At 65.8% G+C, this 17,278-nt stretch carries 21 protein-coding genes and 1 riboswitch; of the genes, 11 read left to right on the top strand and 10 right to left on the bottom strand.

Features of this window, described 5'->3' with window-relative positions; all coding sequences use genetic code 11:
* Positions 1-233 precede the first annotated feature (233 nt).
* Both AB0L63_RS06160 and AB0L63_RS06165 read left to right on the top strand, forming a co-directional pair.
* Complete coding sequence (locus AB0L63_RS06160; protein WP_364495307.1) at positions 234-1,220, top strand: ATP-binding cassette domain-containing protein; 987 nt, start codon at positions 234-236, stop codon at positions 1,218-1,220.
* Positions 1,220-2,086 carry an ABC transporter permease gene (locus tag AB0L63_RS06165; RefSeq protein WP_364495310.1) on the top strand — a complete coding sequence of 289 codons (867 nt, stop codon included), beginning with the start codon at positions 1,220-1,222 and terminating at the stop codon, positions 2,084-2,086. Before AB0L63_RS06160 ends, AB0L63_RS06165 begins: the two co-directional genes overlap by 1 nt.
* A 326-nt stretch (positions 2,087-2,412) precedes the next feature.
* On the opposite strand, the gene AB0L63_RS06170 is transcribed toward AB0L63_RS06165, so the two are convergent.
* The gene (locus AB0L63_RS06170) at positions 2,413-2,748 is read right to left on the bottom strand and encodes an RNA polymerase-binding protein RbpA (RefSeq protein WP_364495313.1); all 336 of its coding nucleotides are present in this window, start codon (positions 2,746-2,748) and stop codon (positions 2,413-2,415) included.
* A 292-nt stretch (positions 2,749-3,040) separates the two neighbouring features.
* On the opposite strand from AB0L63_RS06170, the gene AB0L63_RS06175 reads away from it, so the two are divergent.
* Positions 3,041-3,367, top strand: a complete 327-nt coding sequence (locus AB0L63_RS06175) for a hypothetical protein (RefSeq protein WP_364495316.1) — start codon at positions 3,041-3,043, stop codon at positions 3,365-3,367.
* Between the two features lie 10 nt (positions 3,368-3,377).
* Here the strand turns inward: AB0L63_RS06175 and AB0L63_RS06180 are convergent, their stop codons facing one another.
* The 3 genes from AB0L63_RS06180 to AB0L63_RS06190 form a co-directional block, all read right to left on the bottom strand.
* A complete protein-coding gene (locus tag AB0L63_RS06180; RefSeq protein ID WP_364495319.1) occupies positions 3,378-3,920 on the bottom strand; it encodes a YaeQ family protein in 543 nt (180 codons plus the stop codon).
* Positions 3,921-3,932: 12 nt separating this feature from the next.
* Positions 3,933-5,024, bottom strand: a complete 1,092-nt coding sequence (locus AB0L63_RS06185; RefSeq protein ID WP_364495322.1) for a hypothetical protein — start codon at positions 5,022-5,024, stop codon at positions 3,933-3,935.
* Positions 5,025-5,174: 150 nt separating this feature from the next.
* Complete coding sequence (locus AB0L63_RS06190) at positions 5,175-5,870, bottom strand: M23 family metallopeptidase (protein ID WP_364495325.1); 696 nt, start codon at positions 5,868-5,870, stop codon at positions 5,175-5,177.
* A 183-nt stretch (positions 5,871-6,053) separates the two neighbouring features.
* On the opposite strand from AB0L63_RS06190, the gene AB0L63_RS06195 reads away from it, so the two are divergent.
* Entirely contained in the window at positions 6,054-6,377 is a 324-nt protein-coding gene (locus AB0L63_RS06195) for a metalloregulator ArsR/SmtB family transcription factor (protein WP_364495328.1), read from the top strand.
* A gap of 14 nt (positions 6,378-6,391) precedes the next feature.
* Here the strand turns inward: AB0L63_RS06195 and AB0L63_RS06200 are convergent, their stop codons facing one another.
* Complete coding sequence (locus AB0L63_RS06200; RefSeq protein WP_364495331.1) at positions 6,392-7,378, bottom strand: glycosyltransferase family 9 protein; 987 nt, start codon at positions 7,376-7,378, stop codon at positions 6,392-6,394.
* A 200-nt stretch (positions 7,379-7,578) separates the two neighbouring features.
* On the opposite strand from AB0L63_RS06200, the gene AB0L63_RS06205 reads away from it, so the two are divergent.
* The 3 genes from AB0L63_RS06205 (at position 7,579) to AB0L63_RS06215 (ending at position 9,125) form a co-directional block, all read left to right on the top strand.
* Positions 7,579-7,989 (top strand): VOC family protein, encoded by a 411-nt coding sequence (locus AB0L63_RS06205; protein WP_364495333.1) that lies wholly within the window; start codon positions 7,579-7,581, stop codon positions 7,987-7,989.
* Between the two features lie 74 nt (positions 7,990-8,063).
* Positions 8,064-8,642 carry an HdeD family acid-resistance protein gene (locus AB0L63_RS06210; protein ID WP_364495336.1) on the top strand — a complete coding sequence of 193 codons (579 nt, stop codon included), beginning with the start codon at positions 8,064-8,066 and terminating at the stop codon, positions 8,640-8,642.
* A 123-nt stretch (positions 8,643-8,765) separates the two neighbouring features.
* The gene (locus tag AB0L63_RS06215) at positions 8,766-9,125 is read left to right on the top strand and encodes an Rv2640c family ArsR-like transcriptional regulator (protein WP_364495338.1); all 360 of its coding nucleotides are present in this window, start codon (positions 8,766-8,768) and stop codon (positions 9,123-9,125) included.
* A gap of 121 nt (positions 9,126-9,246) precedes the next feature.
* Here AB0L63_RS06215 and AB0L63_RS06220 read toward each other — a convergent pair whose 3' ends face one another.
* A complete protein-coding gene (locus tag AB0L63_RS06220; RefSeq protein WP_364495685.1) occupies positions 9,247-9,414 on the bottom strand; it encodes a TetR/AcrR family transcriptional regulator C-terminal domain-containing protein in 168 nt (55 codons plus the stop codon).
* Between the two features lie 176 nt (positions 9,415-9,590).
* Here AB0L63_RS06220 and AB0L63_RS06225 point away from each other — a divergent pair, with 176 nt between their 5' ends.
* Together AB0L63_RS06225 and AB0L63_RS06230 are read left to right on the top strand one after the other, a co-directional pair.
* Positions 9,591-10,292, top strand: a complete 702-nt coding sequence (locus AB0L63_RS06225) for a response regulator transcription factor (RefSeq protein ID WP_364495341.1) — start codon at positions 9,591-9,593, stop codon at positions 10,290-10,292.
* 62 nt (positions 10,293-10,354) lie between these two features.
* Positions 10,355-11,392, top strand: a complete 1,038-nt coding sequence (locus tag AB0L63_RS06230) for an ATP-binding protein (RefSeq protein WP_364495344.1) — start codon at positions 10,355-10,357, stop codon at positions 11,390-11,392.
* A 511-nt stretch (positions 11,393-11,903) separates the two neighbouring features.
* On the opposite strand, the gene AB0L63_RS06235 is transcribed toward AB0L63_RS06230, so the two are convergent.
* Positions 11,904-12,095 (bottom strand): hypothetical protein, encoded by a 192-nt coding sequence (locus AB0L63_RS06235; protein WP_364495346.1) that lies wholly within the window; start codon positions 12,093-12,095, stop codon positions 11,904-11,906.
* A 196-nt stretch (positions 12,096-12,291) separates the two neighbouring features.
* Here AB0L63_RS06235 and AB0L63_RS06240 point away from each other — a divergent pair, with 196 nt between their 5' ends.
* Positions 12,292-13,701 carry a DUF4173 domain-containing protein gene (locus tag AB0L63_RS06240; protein WP_364495349.1) on the top strand — a complete coding sequence of 470 codons (1,410 nt, stop codon included), beginning with the start codon at positions 12,292-12,294 and terminating at the stop codon, positions 13,699-13,701.
* Between the two features lie 141 nt (positions 13,702-13,842).
* Here AB0L63_RS06240 and AB0L63_RS06245 read toward each other — a convergent pair whose 3' ends face one another.
* Both AB0L63_RS06245 and AB0L63_RS06250 read right to left on the bottom strand, forming a co-directional pair.
* Positions 13,843-14,322, bottom strand: a complete 480-nt coding sequence (locus tag AB0L63_RS06245; RefSeq protein ID WP_364495352.1) for an LOG family protein — start codon at positions 14,320-14,322, stop codon at positions 13,843-13,845.
* 82 nt (positions 14,323-14,404) lie between these two features.
* Positions 14,405-15,775 carry a cytosine permease gene (locus AB0L63_RS06250; RefSeq protein ID WP_364495355.1) on the bottom strand — a complete coding sequence of 457 codons (1,371 nt, stop codon included), beginning with the start codon at positions 15,773-15,775 and terminating at the stop codon, positions 14,405-14,407.
* Positions 15,772-15,886, bottom strand: a riboswitch (TPP riboswitch). (Overlaps the previous gene by 4 nt.)
* Positions 15,887-16,066: 180 nt before the next feature.
* Between AB0L63_RS06250 and AB0L63_RS06255 the strand changes: the two genes are divergently transcribed.
* Positions 16,067-16,345, top strand: a complete 279-nt coding sequence (locus AB0L63_RS06255; RefSeq protein WP_364495358.1) for a hypothetical protein — start codon at positions 16,067-16,069, stop codon at positions 16,343-16,345.
* Here the strand turns inward: AB0L63_RS06255 and AB0L63_RS06260 are convergent.
* Complete coding sequence (locus AB0L63_RS06260; RefSeq protein WP_364495361.1) at positions 16,332-17,105, bottom strand: DUF72 domain-containing protein; 774 nt, start codon at positions 17,103-17,105, stop codon at positions 16,332-16,334. The genes AB0L63_RS06255 and AB0L63_RS06260 overlap by 14 nt on opposite strands.
* Between the last annotated feature and the right edge of the window lie 173 nt (positions 17,106-17,278).

Consider the following 17,278-nt stretch of genomic DNA (forward strand, 5'->3'; position numbering starts at 1 on the left):
GCGGACTCCCGCGCGGGACCGCGACGTCGGTGCAGAGAGTTGGAGTAGGAGCGAGTCGTGAGCGACCGTCAGCGAGTGAACCATCAGAACAGTGCGCCTTTCGCGCACGACGAAGCAGAGCGTCAGCGAGACGCAGTCGTGCGCGAATGCGGTGAATCGACAAGCCATGAGCAGTTCGTGGCAGGCCCGGCGAGAGTGTGGGCACCGGGGGCGATGGGTTGGCGGGTAGCGTCGTGAGTCTGGCGGTAGAGGTGCTCGGGCTGGTCAAGACTTACGGCCGGCTGCGAGTGCTGGACGAGATCGACCTTCAGATTCCGGCGGGCACGGTGATGGCGCTGCTCGGGCCGAACGGCGCGGGTAAAACGACGACGGTGCGTATCGTGACCACCTTGCTACGGCCTTGTGCCGGATCGGTGCGGGTGGCCGGTATCGATGTCTTGCACGATCCGGCGGCCGCGCGGCGGCGCATCGGGCTGTCCGGTCAGTACGCGGCGGTCGACGCCAACCTGACCGGGTACGAGAATCTGCGCATGGTGGCGCGGCTGTACGGAATGTCGCAGCGGCAGGCCACAGCGCGCGCGGCGGAGTTGCTGAGCTCCTTTGGACTGGACAATGCCGCGCACCGCCGCGCGGGTACCTATTCCGGCGGTATGGCGCGGCGGCTCGACCTGGCCGGGGCATTGGTGGCGCGGCCTGCGGTGGTGGTGCTCGACGAGCCGACTACCGGACTGGATCCGCGCGGCCGTCTCGATATGTGGCGCGTCATCGGCGACCTCGTAGACGACGGCACCACGGTCCTGCTCACCACCCAGTATCTGGAGGAGGCCGACCAACTCGCCGACCGCATCACGGTCATCGATCGCGGGCAGGTCATCGCCAAGGGTTCGGCCGACGAGCTGAAGACCTCCATCGGTGGCGACCGGCTCACCGTCACGCTGGCCGCAGGCCAGGACGTGCTGCCCCCGCTGACGATCCTTGCGCAGGTCGGTATCGGTGAGCCGACCCACGATCGGGGCGCGGACGAAGTGTCCATCGTGGTCGCCGACGGCACCCGAACCATGGTCGAAGCGCTGCGCAGGCTCGACGATGCCGGGGTGTGCGTGGTCGACGCCAGGGTGCATCGGCCCAGTCTCGACGACGTATTCCTGTCCCTTACCGGCACCACCGCGCACGAACTCGAGCCGGAAACCGACGATGTACAAGAGGAGATCTTGTCTTGATGAGCACCGCAGTCGCGCGCGCCGAAGCGGAACCGACCGCGAAAACCGAGTCCCCGCAGGAGATTCGGCAGCCCCACGCCCGGATCATCCGGGACAGCGCCATCGTCGCCTACCGGAATCTGCTGACCATCCTTCGGGTTCCGACCCTGCTGGTGACCGCGACGATCCAGCCGCTGATGTTCGTCTTCCTGTTCGCATACATCTTCGGCGCCTCACTCGGTGGCGGCCAATATCGCGAATTCCTGCTCGCCGGAATCTTCACCCAGACAGTCGCTTTCAACGCCGCCTTCACCACGGTCGGCCTGGCGGGCGATCTGGAAAAGGGCATCATCGACCGCATGCGCACACTGCCGATGTCGCGGCTGGCGGTGCTGATGGGCCGTACACTGTCGGACCTGGTGGTGAATATCCTGAGCCTGGTCGTCATGGTCGGCTGCGGCTATATCGTCGGCTGGCGTATCAACGGCGGGATCGCCGATGCCGTACTGGCTTTCGCGATAATCCTGCTGTTCGCTTTCGCCATGTCCTGGGTCGGGGCTATCACCGGTCTGCTCGCACCCACCATCGAGGTTGCGCAAAGTGCGGGCTTGATCTGGCTGTTCCCGCTGACATTCATCTCCTCGGCCTTCATCTCCGCGGAATCGCTGCCGGGCCCACTGCGCGCCGTCGCCGAATGGAACCCCATTACCGCCGTTTCCGCCGCCGGCCGGAAGCTCTTCGACAATGGGGCACCACCTGCGTTCGGCACCCCAACCGGTTGGCCCGCCGACCACTGCATCGAGTACGCGGTGGCGTGTTCCCTCGCCATCCTGGTGGTGGTCGTGCCGTTGGCTCTGCTGCGCTACCGCAAGGTCGCCAGTAAGTAGTGCTCGCTGCGGCCGTGCGCCGTCACCGAGTCGAATGAAACGGTGACGCCTATTGCCACAGCCGCCATTCAGCGTCGGGTCGGTGCCGAAGGCCGATCCCCAGCACGTCTTCTGGCAGCTGCGCGCCTGCGATACCGGTGTGCAGCTGCCACAAACGGCATCCCAAACCTCGGCCTCGAGGGAAATACGTTGCCCGCCACCGGGACTGGGGTGCGAGAAAGGCCGCCTGCACCAGTTGGTGCAAGCGGCCTTCTGATGTCTTCGAAGGTTCCTGCGCAGTTCTGCCCACAACCTCCGTCACGAAGATCTCGGAGAGCCCGGAGGACCTAAACCCGACGCCGGGTCTTCAGCAGGTCGAGCCGCTCTTTCAGCAGCTCCTCGAGCTCCTCCTTGCTGCGACGCTCCAGCAGCATGTCCCAATGCGTGCGCGGCGGCTTGACCTTCTTGGTCTCCTGGGTGGTGCCCTCCATGAGGGTGCCTTCCTGGCCGTTGCGGCAGAGCCAGGTCGGGGGGATCTCGGCGTCGTCGGCGAAGGGGACGTCGAACTCCTCGCCGTTATCGGTCCGGTACCGAGCAACCCGTCGCGGGGCCAGGTCGTGGTCGCGATCGGTTTCGTAGCTCACCGCTCCGAGCCGACTCCCCCGGAGTACGCGATCTGCCATGGTGTGCCTCTCCCTGTGTGCTCGAGTCTTGTTGCGCTGCGACCGCGTCCTTCGTCGGTCACTACCGGACGAACGCGTGACGCTCGCTGGACCTTAGATGTAACGATCGTGCCTGCGCCAATAGTTCCCCATCGGCGCTGGCCCTTTCGAGCGACCTGCAAGCAGTCGCCAGCGCGGGCCAACCGTTGCATTGTAGTGGGTGTCCCGGCCGGACTCCGCCACGCCCGCGCCGGGCCGGCAAACCAGGGTCGGGCGTCCCATTCGGTCGGCATAACCATTAGGGTTCTGCGTCATGTCGCGCCGCGTGCTGTCCTGCTGCCTGTGGTGTGGGCGGGAGATCGTCGAATCGGAGGCCGGACGTCGTCGCCGGTACTGCCGTCAGTCCTGTCGCCAACGCGCCTATGAACACCGCAACAGCCTGAAGGGAACCGGAATTCCGGAAGATTCGGTGGTGCTGAGCGCCCAGGAGGCGGCCGATCTGGCCGACCGCTGGTTCGCCGCCCGCTGCGCCGCCGAGGACGTCGCCACCGCAATCGACGAGGGTGCCGACACCGAAGAGCTAGCGGCACTGAGCGCCACGCTGTTGACTCTCGCCCGCGAGGCCGAACGGCTACGGTGACCGTCGACAGCTAGCCGAGTCTGCGCTCTTCGACCGACGTGCTCAGGCCCGCGCCATTGAGATCCAGGTACAGCAGTCGTTCGGTAATCGAGAGCGTAACCGCGTTCCGGCGTTCGATCGCGGCTACCGCGGAATCGATGAAGTCGCGATCGAAGCTATACAGCGGAATCGCTTCGGCGCGGTGGATCCGCTTACCGGCGAGCTGCGCGAGTACCTTGGCCGGGTCGCGATGGGTATAGATGGCAACGCGCTCGGCCGATTTGCTGCCGCGGTGTACGCGCTCGGCATCGGGTGCGCCGACCTCGATCCAGGCGGTGAGCCGTCCGGTGAGATCGCGTACCAGCACCGCGGGCTCGTCGGTAGACGAAATGCCGCCGTCGCTGAAGGCAATGCCCTCCTCGTATTCGAGGCAGTAGGCGAGCAGTCGCGTCAGCATGAACTCGGCGGATTCGGACGGGTGGCGCGCAACCCGCAACTCCAGCTCCTGATAGACGGCACGGTCGACGTCGGCGAGTTGGACGGCGAAGTTGTGCAGTGTCGCGTTGAGGGCCATAGGAGCAGGAGCTTAGTGAACGTCGCTACTACCCGCGGGTGTGCGTACCCGCAGCGCACGGTCGCACCGCGCTGTGGGCATTACCGCCGCGGTGTGCGCCCGCCAGTAGACGGCGAGAGTCAGCAGCGTAACCACCAAGATCAATAAACCGATGGCGAACAGCGTTCGACCGTCCGGATGCACCAGTGACTGCGCCCGCATCGCCTGCCAGAACACAATCGCGAGCAGCCCGGCATAGCCCGATGCGAACACACCGATCAATGCGGCGCGCGTGCGTTCGTCCCGCAGCCACGGATTGCGCGGCGCCAACCAGGCCAACGCGACAACCGCGAGCAGTAACACCTGAATGGCGTGTAGCCCGAGGAAATGCGGGATACGCAGATCGCCCCCGATGGTGCTCCAGTGCGTGATCGGCATACCGCCGACACCGTCACGTGCATTCAACGACGGATCGTCCAGCACGGTGTGTCCAGCCACCAACTCGACCGCATTGCCATCGGCGTCGCGCACCAGCTGTTTCCCGGTGAACCCCATCAGGTACCCGAGGGCCATTCCGGCGACGGCAAGACCGAGTCCGGTGTGAATGGCCCGCGCGGTCGCCCGGTCCACCAGCCGCTGCCATGAAAGGATCAGCACGATAACGAGATTCGCGAAGAACAAGCCCGGCACACCGGACGCGAACACCAGCTGACCGATCGAATTCACCGCATCGGTCTCGTCATTGAAATGGCTGTAGGTGCCGCGCGCGGCCTGCACCACGATGAACCCGACGTCCACGAATCCGGTGACGGCGAACACCGTTCCCATCCACCAGGTGACCCGACTTCCCCTGTGTGGCAACGACAGCAGCCACGCCAGCGTGATTCCGTAGAGCACGAATGCCAGCCCGAACTTGAACGGCTTGAGCCACACGGATTCGTCGAGCAGCATCCGGGTGTCGAACACCATGCCGGCGGCCGAGAACAGGACCAGCGCGGCCATCGTGGCCGCCATCCAGAGCAATGGGCGATGCAGGCGGCCACCGCGCGGCAGGTCCGGGGCGACGGCGGGACGGCGGTGGCGCGCGGAATCGCGAGGTGTGAAAAGGGTATCGATCGTCGGCATGAACCGACGGTAGAAATCGACGCCGCTCGATCACGTCCCGCTGCGGCGCCATTCGCAGGTAGTACCGAGGTACTGGAATTCGGCCACCGGTGCATGCGCAATCCGCTCATCGAATCGCGAATGCGCCGGTGGCCGAATCGGACGAGCCCGCTATTCCGAGGCGATGCCGACGGCGATACCGCGCGCGCCGAGCCAGGGCGTCGGATCGATCGGAGTGCCGTTGTCCGAGTGGATTTCGTAGTGCAGGTGCGGGCCGGTGGAGAAGCCACGGTTGCCGACGGTCGCGATGACATCGCCCGCGCGCACCTGCTGACCGACGGTGGCGAGAATGTCGTTCACATGGCCGTAGATGCCGATGGTGTCGTCATCCTGCTGCACCCGCACCCACAGACCGAACCCGGAAGCCGGACCCGCATCGATGACGGTGCCGTCAGTGACCGCGGCGATCGGGGTCCCGATGGGGTCGGCGAAATCGAGGCCCGCGTGTTGGGCACCCCAGCGCATGCCGAAGTTGGATGTCAGCACGCCCTGGATGGGACGAACGGTGCGCGGCCGGGCCGCCTCCGCGGCGATGCGGTTCTGCTCCCAGACCACGGCCTCGGGAACGGCCTGGGGCATCTGGGCCTCGGACGGGGTGAACGCGGTGAACGTGACGGCGCCCTTGGCCTGGTCGGCCGACTGATCGGTCTTGCCGGTATTGCGGGTGTGCGTGTCAGGGGCCACGGCGGACGTTACACCGAGCGATGCGCTGACGACTGCGGCCGCGGCGACCACCCGGGCCGCGGCGCGGTCGCGGAGTGAACGGGTCCCGCCGAGACAATAAGGTAACGGTACGGTCACGGGCATGGCTTGAAGCTACGGGACCATCGTGTGGGTTCCGCAATCGTGTGGCAACCGTCACTTGTCGGCAAAAGCCCAGTTGGTTGATGACAAATAGGTAATGGAACGTCGTGGATGGGTGGTCAGCCTGGCGATATGCCGAATACCGCGGAATTGACCAGCATGATGTCAGTCGGTCACACTATTTCAGTGGCGACTAATGGAGTTCGTGCCATCGAGGCGCTCGCCGACCCGACCCGCCGAGCCATCTTCGAGGCATTGCCGACCGCTCCGCTGTCCGTCGGCGATCTAGCGAAGCTCGTCGGCGTGACGAGTTCGGCGGCCTCCCAGCATCTACGTGTACTGCGCGAGGCTCGCCTGGTGATGATGCGCCCGGACGGGAATCGGCGGTGGTACTTCCTGGATCCCCGCGGACTGGGCGATGCGCGCGATTATCTGGAGCAGTTCTGGCCCAGCGCGCTAGCGGCCTATGCCGCCGCTTTGAGCAACGCCCGCGCCGAGGACGACGCCTGAATACCGGTGTGAGGTCAACCCACGCGGCGATACGCCGTTCGCCCGCGATTGTTTCCGCTATCCGGCCACGCCCGCTTGGCGAGCTGCTTGTCGACTGCGCTGATCACCTCGGTCACGCCGATCCGCAGCAATCCGGGGTCGGGCGTATCGGCCATCGGATCGCCGAGCTGACCGGCCCATAGCATCGCATGCCTGCCGAGGAGATGCGGTGGCGGACCACCCCAGCGTGGCGGTGTCGGACCGAACAGCAATACGGTGCGGGTGCCGAACGCGGTGGCTAGATGCGCGACGCCGGTATCGCCGGAGATGACCAGCGCGGCCTCGGCGACCGTTGCCGCGAGTTCGATGAGATTCTGCTCGCCGGCGAGCACCCGGTCCACGGGCAGCCCGCCACGGGCGGCGATATTCAGCGCGGTATAGCGCTCGGACTCGTCACCGGTGAGCACCACCTCGCGACCGAGCACCAGCAGATGCCGCACAACCGCGGCAAACCGGTCCGGCGGCCAGCGGCGGGCCGGTGCACCCGCACCGACGTGCACCACGACACAATCGCGGCGACTGGTGGTCGCGACCGGCGGGACGAGTCCGAGATTGCGGCGATCGGCGACGATGCCGTCGGATTCGAGCAGATGGCACCAGCGCTCGACGTGGTGCATATCGGTCTGCCATTCCGGGCCATCAAGCTCCGGGAAGGCCGGATTGCGGTAGGAGAGGATGCGCCCGGGATCGGTCTTGGTGAGCGCGACGATGCTCTCGGCGCTCGGCCCGTGCAGATTCACTGCGAGTGCGGGCTCAGGAGCGTCCCAGCGCAGATCGCCGAGGTCGGCGGTGGGGATCATGGAGTCGACGGAGGCGGTGAGGTCGACGATCGGCTTCAAGCGGTGCGGAGCGGCTAGGATGATCTGATCGTGCGGTTTCGCCCGTCGCAGTGCGCGCAACGCGGGAACCGCGGTGAGCAGATCGCCGAGGCCACGTGCCTGCAGCACTAGAACAACCGCCACCCTCTTCTCCTAGCCACCCGAGATCGCGACCCGACCCACCCGCTTCACCCCATGGGTGCACACGACGAGAGCCATTGAGGGATGACTACCCGAGCCCCCTCGGCGATAAACGTGAGCGGGTAGCTTGTTATCGAGCCCGTGGTCCGAGCCGGAGGACTAATCTCGGCGGTGGCGGCCACTACCACCTAAGGAGCGTTTCCATGACCTCCCGACTCAATCCGTACATCAGTTTTTCGGACTCGGCGCGGACCGCATTGCAGTTCTATCGAGATGTGTTCGACGGCACGCTGACCATGCAGACCTTCGGGGATATGGGGGATAAGGACGCGCCTGGCGCGGAGCTGATCATGCACGGCATGCTGCAGACGCCGAGCGGATTCACGTTGATGGCTTCGGATACCCCACCAGGTATGGAATACAAACCAGGAAGCAGCATTTCGATCAGTCTCAGCGGTGACGACGCCGAGGAACTGCGCGGCTACTGGGACAAGCTGTGCGCGGGTGGCACCGTGACCGTCCCGTTGGAGAAGCAGATGTGGGGCGATGAATTCGGCATGTGCCTGGACCGCTTCGGCGTCGCGTGGATGGTCAATATCTCAGCATCCGCCTAGTCCAGCCGGCCCAGTCAGCGCACTTGTCGAGCAAATCTCCAGAAAACCTCTGCTGCAAGTCTTAACATCACGTCATGACGACAAACAGCGTGCTAGAGGGTCCTCTGCAGTCGCTTGCGCGCAGTGCGTGGCAATCGGTTCTGGTCACCGGCATCCTGTCGGTGGTCCTCGGTGTGATGATCCTGGTCTGGCCCAATGTGACACTGGTGGCCGCCGGGATCATTTTCGGCATCTATCTGGTGGTGAGTGGCTTCCTGCAGCTGCTGGCCGCATTCGGCACGCACACCAGCACCGGAATCCGAGTGCTGGCGTTCATCAGTGGTGTCTTGTCGATCATCATCGGTATCTTCTGCTTCCGTAACGAGTTGGAGTCGATACTGTTGCTCGGCCTGTGGATCGGCATCGGCTGGCTGTTCCGCGGTGTCGCGCTGCTGATGGCGGCGATCTCGGAGCCCGCGCTGCCGGGTCGAGGCTGGCAAGCTTTCTTCGGGATCATCACCGCGATCGGTGGTGTCGTGCTGATCGTGTGGCCGGTCCAGTCGGTGGCGACGCTGGCGTTGGTCGCCGGGTGGTGGCTGATCATCCTGGGCATCGTGGAGATCGTCACCTCGTTCGGGGTCCGCAGGGATGCGAAGAAGCTCGCCCAGGTCTGAGATCTCGGATATGCTGCGGCCGTCGCTCCCCGTGGCCGCCGCGGGCATATCTCTGGTGCGGGACTGACCTTTTCGCCGTAGTGGCGCCGCTCAGGGCATTTCGAGATATGCCACGATGTGGGTATGCCGAAGACGCTGCCCGCGCTCGATGTGTCCGCGCCGATCTGTTGCGCGCCGGTGGCGGCGGCTCCGGTCGACGAGCGGGTCGCGCTGGAAGTGGCATTGCGGTTGAAGGCGCTGGCAGATCCCGTGCGGGTCACGTTGATGTCGCTACTGCTTTCCGGGCGGGACCGCACAGTCAACACCCGTGAGCTTGCCGCCGCGGTAGCGCTGGCGGAGTCGACGGTGAGCCATCATCTGGGGCAGTTGCGCGCCGCCGGGTTGGTGGAATCGGTGCGTCAGGGCATGACCGTGCAGCATGCGGCACGCTGGGATGCGTTGTCCGCCTTATGTTTCGTACTCGACCCGGAGTGCTGTCGCTAGCAAATCAGCCGCGGTGGTCGGCCTGCCGCGGATCGCGGCGCAACCTCTATGTCGATGTTCGGAGTGCCGGATCCATACGAATTCACTGGCATCGATGCCCGACCGAACTTCGATACACGCCCTACGCGGTTCGGTAGGCCCGGAGAAAGGTCCGCACTCCCTCGACGATGACTGGCTGGACGCGGGGGTCTTGCGCGGCGTTCGCGGAACCGAATCTGTTGAGGGCGACGCCGAAGGTCAGCGCGAGGAATTGGTCGGCTGCGAGCCGGGGGTCGGGGATGTCGAGCAGCCCGGCTCCAGAGTACGAAGCCGCCTACCGCACCGATCTCGGTGCCGACCACTTCACCCGCCACCTGAACCCGGACAGCAAGCGACGCAGTACGCGAGCACATGCGCCGCGGTGCACACGGAATCTCCACAATTGGTGCGGGTTCCCTCCACAGCGGGCGGCTAGGGTTTCGGTTCATGGAACAGCACGGGGCGGGCAACGGGCAGGTGGCGCGACGGATTCTGGTGGTCGACGATGAGGTGACCATCGCGGAATCGGTGGCGGCGCGGCTGCGGGCCGAGGGGTTCACCGTCGATCTGGCGCATGACGGGCCCGGCGCGGTCGCGGCGGCCGAGGCCGTGGTGCCCGATCTGGTCGTGCTGGATGTGATGCTGCCCGGCTTCGACGGACTCGAGGTGTGCCGCCGCCTGCAGGCCGCGCGCCCGATTCCGGTCTTGATGCTCACCGCGCGCACCGACGAAACCGATCAGCTCATCGGTCTCGGTGTCGGCGCGGACGACTACTTGACCAAGCCGTTCTCGCTTCGTGTCCTGACCGCCCGAGTCCACGCTCTACTACGCCGCATGGACCGCGCCGCCGAACGCGACGTCGCCACCATCGTCGTCGGCGACCTGCGCATCGATGTGGAGCAGCGCCGCGTGTGGCGAGCCGATATCGAAGCCCAACTCACTCCGCTCGAATTCGACCTGCTGGCTCGCCTCGCCCGGCGTCCCCGTGTCGTACTGGCCCGGGAACGATTGCTCGAAGAGGTGTGGGACTGGGCCGACGCCGCGGGCACCCGGGCGGTCGACAGTCATATCAAGGCATTGCGCCGCAAGCTCGGCGCCGACGTCATCCGTACGGTGCACGGTGTCGGTTACGCGTTGGACGCGCGATGAGCGGAGATTCCGGTTCGGATCGTGCTACCGGGGAGGTCGTGCGCGCCGCTGGGGCGTGGCGCGTGGCTGCTTCGCCGAAGCTGCGTGCGATATCGGACGCGGTCGCGGAGGTGCTGCCGCGACCGCTGGATCCGGTGAAATCGATCAAGCTGAAGTTCGCGATTCTGATGCTCGGGTCGGCCGGGGTGGCGTTCGGGTTCTTCCGGCTGCGGATCGGCTGGCTGCCGCCGAAGACGACGATCACGGCGACGATGATCGCGCTGATCACCTCGCAGATCCTCGCGCACGGTGCCACGCGGCCGCTGCGCGAGATGACGGCGGCGGCCAAGCGGATGGCGCAGGGCGACTACACCCGCCGGGTGCGGGCCAGCTCCCGCGACGAGATCGGGCAACTGGCCGTGGCCTTCAATCAGATGGCGGCCGACCTGGCTGCCGCCGATCAACAGCGCCGCGACCTGATTGCCAATGTCTCCCACGAACTGCGCACCCCGATCACCGCGCTGAATGCGGTGCTGGAGAACATGGTCGACGGCGTATCCGAACCCGACGACAAAACCCTGCGCACGGCACTCGCCCAAACCGAACGGCTCGGCCGCCTGGTCTCCGAACTGCTCGACCTGTCCACCATCGAATCCGGCGCTCGCGCGCTCGTCCGTGAAGAACTCAGCGTCGCACCGCTTTTGATCGAGGTCGTCGCCGAGGCCGAGGTGGCCGCCGCGGCGCTCGGGCGTGGAGTGCGGTTCCGCACCGACGTGCAACCAAGCAGCGCAAGCGTTTTCGCAGACCGTGCACGTTTGCATCAGGTGTTGCTCAACCTGCTCGACAACGCAGCTCGCCACGGACCCGCCGGTGGGGAAGTCCGCATCGAGGCCCGCGTCGACCGCGGCGGTCTCGTCATCGACGTCCAAGACCAAGGCCCTGGCATCCCGATCGCCGAGCGCGCCACCGTCTTCGACCGCTTCACCCGCGGCGGGCGCACCGATGGCGGTGGTACCGGACTCGGCCTTGCCATTTCGCGCTGGATAGTCGACCTACACGGCGGCACCATAGCCGTCGCCGATCCGGGCTCCCGCATTCGTGTGGTTCTCCCAGCCCCGTAACTGACTCCGATATTCCGCAGCCCGGACCAACGAGGTCCGGGACGATCCCGCACACCATAGGAGGGGACACCATGTCCGACGAAACCACAGCCGACCCATGGCAACCCGAATCATCCACGCCACCGATAGCGCGGCCGAAGGTAGGAGCGGACTCGGCGCCGAGCGCCGCCGAGTCTTCGGCCGAAACAGGGCGGTTGGGCACACACTTGGCGTCCGACGACCAGTCCGCGTCCGAGTCCATTGGTGATGAGCCGACCTCGGCCGAGTCCGCGAGTGATGCGATTCCGGACGTGTACACAGCTGTCGAGGGGGCGGCCGCATCGTCGGCTGAACGGGTGTCGGACGCATCGGATTCGATTCGCGAGGACGTGGCACAGACGGAGTCGAGCGCATCCACGGGCACGTCGACTGCGGATCGGGGAGTGTCGTCGAGTGGTACGGCGGATGCGTCATCGGGAATGCCGCCGGACGCGCCGCCGAGCCCGCCGAATGTGTGGTCGAGTCCGTCGGGTCAGGTGCGTGTGCCGATGAACCCGCCGTCGAATGCACTGCCGCCCGCCGCGCCGCCGGTTCCGCCGCTTGGCTCCGGATTGCCCGTGCTGAGACCCTGGCCTGTGCATGTGCCGAGGTGGCGGCGCATCGCCTGTCCGCCGGGCGTATTACCCGCAGCGAGCATCGCAGGTCTGGCGGGCGCGGTGTTCATTCCATTGGACCGCCCTGGAATCGGTTGGGTGTTCGCCGGTTCGGTAGCAGCGGCCGCGGTATTCACGGTGGACCGACGCGCACGTAGTACGGCGGCGAAAGCGAGTCAAGGAGTGCTGCCGATAACGCATTCGGCCCCTTCCCAGGCGACGGACCAAGACACAGGACGTTCGACTGCTGAGGCACCCGGTGGTCGGATGTTGCTCAAAGGCGTGGGGGCGGATCGGGCTGATTCGACCAGCACGGGCGAGGTTGCGTCGTCGACACCGGATTCGTTGGAATTGCCCGCATCGAGGGCGACGAAGCATGATCCCGGACACTTGGGGACCAGCGGCCGGACGAGACTGCCAGATGGCGGTGTTGAGGCTGATCCCGCTGGATCGAGCTTCGTTGTCCGCGCGGCGAATTGGGGTCGAGTCTGGTGGACGACCCTGGCGTTCGCGCTGCTGGCGGTTGGCGCGGTGCGGGCTGCAGGGTGGCTGTTCGTGCTGTGTCTAGTGGGCGCCGGGGTGGCCGGGTCGTTGGCTGTCGTCGGGCGGCGGTCGGTGCATGGCGCGTGGTACGACGTGATCGCGGTGCCGTTCGAGTCGCTTGCGGGCATTTCGTGGGTGTATTCGGCGTTCGGTCGGATCGGTGACGGTACGGCGCGGCGGTCGTGGCGGGCCGGGATAGCCGTTGCGGTGACGCTCGGATTATTGGCGGTTTTCGTGCCGTTGCTCGGTGGCGCCGACGCGACATTCGCGAAACTACTTGCCGCCGTGACGCCGGAGCTCGACACGGGATCGGTGGTGCGGTGGATCGTGCTGTTCGTGCTACTCGGGCTCGGCAGCGTCGGGGCCATGTATCTGCTCGCGGGGCCGCGGGCGACGGCGACCGGCGCGCCGTCCGGCCGATGCCTGCGACGGTTGGAGTGGGCACTGCCGGTGGGCGCGCTGACCATCCTGTTCGCGATCTTCGTCGTCGCCCAGTTCGTCGCGCTGTTCGGCGGTGACGACTACGTCCAGCGCACCGCGAATCTGACCTACGCCGAATACGCGCGCAGTGGCTTCTGGCAGCTTTCGATCGTCACCATCCTCACCCTCGCCGTAATCGCCGTCGTACTGCGTTGGGCCGCACAGGATTCCGCCGCCGACCGGGCCTGGTTGCGCATCCTGCTGTGCGTGATCGGCGTGCTGACGTTGATCATTGTCGCCTCCGCCCTCGGTCGGATGTGGACATACCAGCAGGCTTATGGGTTCACAGTCATGCGTGTGCTGGTCGAGGTATGCGAACTCTGGCTGGGGCTGGTGTACCTGCTGATGATCGTGGCGGTGCTCCGCCTGGACGGCACCTGGTTGCCGCGCGCCGCCATCGGCACGGCGATGTCGACACTGGTCGCGCTGGCAGTGCTCAACCCAGAAGGTCTTGTTGCGGAACGGAATATCGATCGCTGGGAGCACGGCGAGAACCTCGACACCCGCTACCTCAGCGGGCTTTCTCCCGATATCGTCCCTGCCATCGGCCGGCTTCCCGAACCGCAGCGCAGCAAAGTGCTGTCCGCGATCCGCCTCGATCTCGATGAAGACACGTGGCAGGGCTGGAACCTGTCGCGCGCGAGCGCCCGCTAGGTCGGGGGTATGGACTCAGCACCCATTTCTGTCCTGATCCTGTGGAATCCGGGGGTTCGGCACGGGAATGCGAACGGTTCCCATGTCGCCGAGACCCAGCGGCTGCTGAGTGGTATGTGGGCGCCGAATAGGGTTCGGCGCTCAGGTGAGGGCGCGGTGGACGGCGTCGGCGGGGTCGGCGGCGAGTTGGGCTGCGGGGATGGGGTTTCCGGTGGCGTCGTGAAGTTGCCAGCCGCCGAGCGAGACGACGGGGATGGTGCCGCGGTGGCGGGCGAAGGCGAGTTCGGACAGGGTGCCCCAGGAGCCGCCGATCACAATGACGGCATCGGCGGAGTGGATGAGGATCGCGTTTCGGCCTTCGCCCATATTGGTGTACAGGACAGCGGACAGCCCGCGACAGGCAGCGGACCGGTCGGTATCAGGTCGGACCCCGATGACGAGACCACCCGCGCTGGAAGCCCCCTCGGCGACCGCGGCCATGACGCCGGTCCCGCCGCCACACAGAACCGTGGCCCCGGCACCCGCCAGCAGTCGCCCCACCTCCGCGGCCCATTCGGCCTCGGTATTCGTGCAATCACGCGGTCCACACACCGCCACCTGGAGGGGTACGTCGGGAGCCATGGCGTTGACGATAGTTGCCGCGAATCTCGTTCAGCTGTGTACTCCATGCGGGTCGGCCCCAAGTCGCGCGTCGGTTCGGAGGCTACGCAGACTTGCGCAGCATTGATATGCGCCCTACGCCCCATGCGATGACGAGCGCGGCCAGGAACGACAGGAGGGACGCGCTCATCCAGGCCTGCTTGGTGAAGTGCAGCTTTTCCTGCACGTCTACCCAAAAGTCGGTCCACACTCCGGTGTCGCCGGGGTTGATCAGTTGGTAGACCGAAAGTCCTGCCAGCCAGGCGAAAACCATGCCCCATCGCGATGGCGCGGTCGCCGAGGTGTCCCACTGGTCCCGTGCCCGCAGGAAGAAGTCCGCGACGAGTACGCCGAGCAGCGGCACGAAGACCGAACCGATCAGGCCGAGGAAGCCGAAGTAGTTCGCCATATTCAGCCGCAGTGCGAGCAGGGTGATGAGCGCGCCGAGACCGATCGAGAGCACCCGGCGGTCGACCCGAGGCGCGAGATTCTGGATTGATAGGGCCGTCGAGTACACATTCGCGAACGACTGGTCGGCCTCACGGAAGACGAAGACGAAGAAGAAGACCGCGCCGAGCGTGACCTTCAGGAACGGCGAGTACACCCCACCAGCGCCGGACGCGAGCGCCAATGCGAACAGTCCGAGCACATACGCGATGATCTGGGTGAACGCATACGCCCCGCTGGCCGCGCCGAATGCCGCGCCGGTGCTGCGGGAGTGCCGAGTGTAGTCGGCCGCCACCGGCACCCACGAGATCGAAACGGCAAGTGCCGCATCGCTAGCGATCCAGAACAGATTCCAATCCACGCCGAACGGCCCGCCGCCCGCAGGGCCGGGGTTGGCGGTGAGATCCGGCAGACCCGCGCGGACGAACTGGAGGTAGAACCAGATCAACGCGATCACCACACCGACGGTTACGAACCGCCGCAGCATCCGTACCGAACCGAGCGGCCAGATGGTCAATACCGTCGTCAGCACACCCGCGGTGACCACATAGAGCCAGTGCGGCCCACCGTCGAACAACTCCTCGGCCGCATCGCCGATGACAATCAGTTCGAAGGTGCCCCAACCGATCAGTTGCGCGATATTGAGCACCGTCGGCAGGTAGCTGAGCTTCGCGCCGAACAGTCCGCGCAGCAACATCATCGCGGGCTTACCGGTCTTGGCGCCCGGCACCGCGGCCAGGCCGAGCATGAGTCCGCCGACCACCGTTCCGATGATCATCGCGAGAATGCCTGCGGCGATGGAGATCTGCGCGGCGCCATCGGTGCTCGGTGCCAGTACCGTGTACGCGCCGGAGAAGGCGAACAGGCTGACCCCGAGGTTCGCCCAGAATGCGCTCTGGTCCCAGAACGACAGGACCTTCGGGGCGGGCTGATCCAGGGTCAGCGGTGCTTCGCGCCGCTCGGACAGCTCGAGGGTAGGTGTAGACATCCCGGTACCGCTCTCCCTACGCCGGCATTACCCGGACAGGTTCATGCGGTCGGCGAAACGTGGGGTTCGCCCTCTCAGCCCGGCCGTGCCCGAGCTCCCGCGTTGGGGTTATTCGGGCGAAATGCTACACCCGGGTACCGGCGCGCCGCGCGCCTTCGGACATTCCAGACAGGTTCCGCCGAGACCGCCCGAAAATCGTGGTCATCGACCATACTGTCCCAGTAGCGATTTGGTTTTTGCTCGGTTATCTGCCACTCATCGACCGCCTCAACCTGGAATGAGTACGCGCCCATGATGCTGATTACCTTGCACGAGACCGTTCTTGCTCAATTCGGGGATCCGACGCCCGAAGCGCCGCCCAACTCGGAGAAGATCCTGCAGATGGTCCGCTACCTGACTTGGTTTGTCCTGCTGTCGGGTGTCTGCGGCATTACCTACGCGGGCGGCCGCTTCGCCTGGGAGAAGTGGAGCGGCGGCACCCTGGACTCGCCGAAGATGCTCGCCGGCGCGATGGTCGGTGGTCTCATCACGACCAGCGCGGGCACGATTATGAACGCTATCGTCGGCTGAAAATCGTTGTGGGTGTTCGACTCACGGTGGCTCCTGCCGCGGCGGCGGTACGTGCGAAGACGATCGCGTCGCGGACCGCCGCACCGCCGGGATCATTGTTGAAGTAGACGAACACCTCCGCGCGATCCGACCAAGTGTCGGCCAGCCGTCGCGCCCAACTGGCGAGTGCCGTGCGTCCGTAGCGTGGTGCGGGTCTCGCACGTCCGGAATGCAGTCGCAGATAACCCCAGTCCGCCGTGCGCCACAGCGGGGCGACCGGGCGGGACCGGACATCGGCCCAGCACAGTGCCGCACCGCATTCCGTCAGCACGGCACGAACTTCGGGAATCCACCAGGAATCGTGCCGGGGTTCGACCGCGATCCGGACCTCGGGCGGAAAACAGCGCAGGCAGGCGTCGAGCAGTGCCGGATCGACCCGCAGCGTCGGCGGAAGTTGCAGGAGCACCGGCCCCAGCTTGTCGCCCAGCACACCGGCATGCTCGAGCAAGCGCCCGACCGGCTCGTCGGGTTCGCGCAGCCGCTTGATGTGGGTGAGGAAACGGCTTGCCTTGACCGCGAAACAGAAGTCCGGCGGTGTGCGATCCCGCCATGTCGCGAAGGTCTCGCCGCTGGGCAGTCGATAGAAGACGTTGTTGCTCTCGACCGTCGCGAAGCTCGCGGCATAGGTTTCGAGCCACGCGCGCTGCGGAACGTTTCTCGGATACAGCACATCGCGCCAGTCCCGGTACTGCCAACCCGACGTGCCGACGAGCAGGGGCATACCACCATCGAAGCACTTTCCCGTCACTCCTATCTCAACTACGTTGTGTAGTAGATAAGTCGGGGAGGGGGCTATCAGCCATCAATCGATGGTCTAGCGGCGAATCGGATGGGCCAGTGGAGTTTCTGCAATGGGCTTGTTTTCAGGTCGGGGTATGGGCGCTGTTCTCGCAC

It is taken from the genome of Nocardia sp. NPDC051990 (assembly GCF_040680755.1).
GTDB lineage: Bacteria > Actinomycetota > Actinomycetes > Mycobacteriales > Mycobacteriaceae > Nocardia.

Bases quoted from the DNA above. Each gene is read 5' to 3' on its own strand.
- AB0L63_RS06165 (WP_364495310.1), top strand. From the start codon at position 1,220: ATGAGCACCGCAGTCGCGCGCGCCGAAGCGGAACCGACCGCGAAAACC.
- AB0L63_RS06170 (WP_364495313.1), bottom strand. From the start codon at position 2,748: ATGGCAGATCGCGTACTCCGGGGGAGTCGGCTCGGAGCGGTGAGCTAC.
- AB0L63_RS06175 (WP_364495316.1), top strand. From the start codon at position 3,041: ATGTCGCGCCGCGTGCTGTCCTGCTGCCTGTGGTGTGGGCGGGAGATC.
- AB0L63_RS06180 (WP_364495319.1), bottom strand. From the start codon at position 3,920: ATGGCCCTCAACGCGACACTGCACAACTTCGCCGTCCAACTCGCCGAC.
- AB0L63_RS06185 (WP_364495322.1), bottom strand. From the start codon at position 5,024: ATGCCGACGATCGATACCCTTTTCACACCTCGCGATTCCGCGCGCCAC.
- AB0L63_RS06190 (WP_364495325.1), bottom strand. From the start codon at position 5,870: ATGCCCGTGACCGTACCGTTACCTTATTGTCTCGGCGGGACCCGTTCA.
- AB0L63_RS06205 (WP_364495333.1), top strand. From the start codon at position 7,579: ATGACCTCCCGACTCAATCCGTACATCAGTTTTTCGGACTCGGCGCGG.
- AB0L63_RS06210 (WP_364495336.1), top strand. From the start codon at position 8,064: ATGACGACAAACAGCGTGCTAGAGGGTCCTCTGCAGTCGCTTGCGCGC.
- AB0L63_RS06215 (WP_364495338.1), top strand. From the start codon at position 8,766: ATGCCGAAGACGCTGCCCGCGCTCGATGTGTCCGCGCCGATCTGTTGC.
- AB0L63_RS06225 (WP_364495341.1), top strand. From the start codon at position 9,591: ATGGAACAGCACGGGGCGGGCAACGGGCAGGTGGCGCGACGGATTCTG.
- AB0L63_RS06235 (WP_364495346.1), bottom strand. From the start codon at position 12,095: ATGAACACCGCGCCCGCCAGACCTGCGATGCTCGCTGCGGGTAATACG.
- AB0L63_RS06240 (WP_364495349.1), top strand. From the start codon at position 12,292: ATGTTGCTCAAAGGCGTGGGGGCGGATCGGGCTGATTCGACCAGCACG.
- AB0L63_RS06245 (WP_364495352.1), bottom strand. From the start codon at position 14,322: ATGGCTCCCGACGTACCCCTCCAGGTGGCGGTGTGTGGACCGCGTGAT.
- AB0L63_RS06250 (WP_364495355.1), bottom strand. From the start codon at position 15,775: ATGTCTACACCTACCCTCGAGCTGTCCGAGCGGCGCGAAGCACCGCTG.
- AB0L63_RS06255 (WP_364495358.1), top strand. From the start codon at position 16,067: ATGATGCTGATTACCTTGCACGAGACCGTTCTTGCTCAATTCGGGGAT.
- AB0L63_RS06260 (WP_364495361.1), bottom strand. From the start codon at position 17,105: ATGCCCCTGCTCGTCGGCACGTCGGGTTGGCAGTACCGGGACTGGCGC.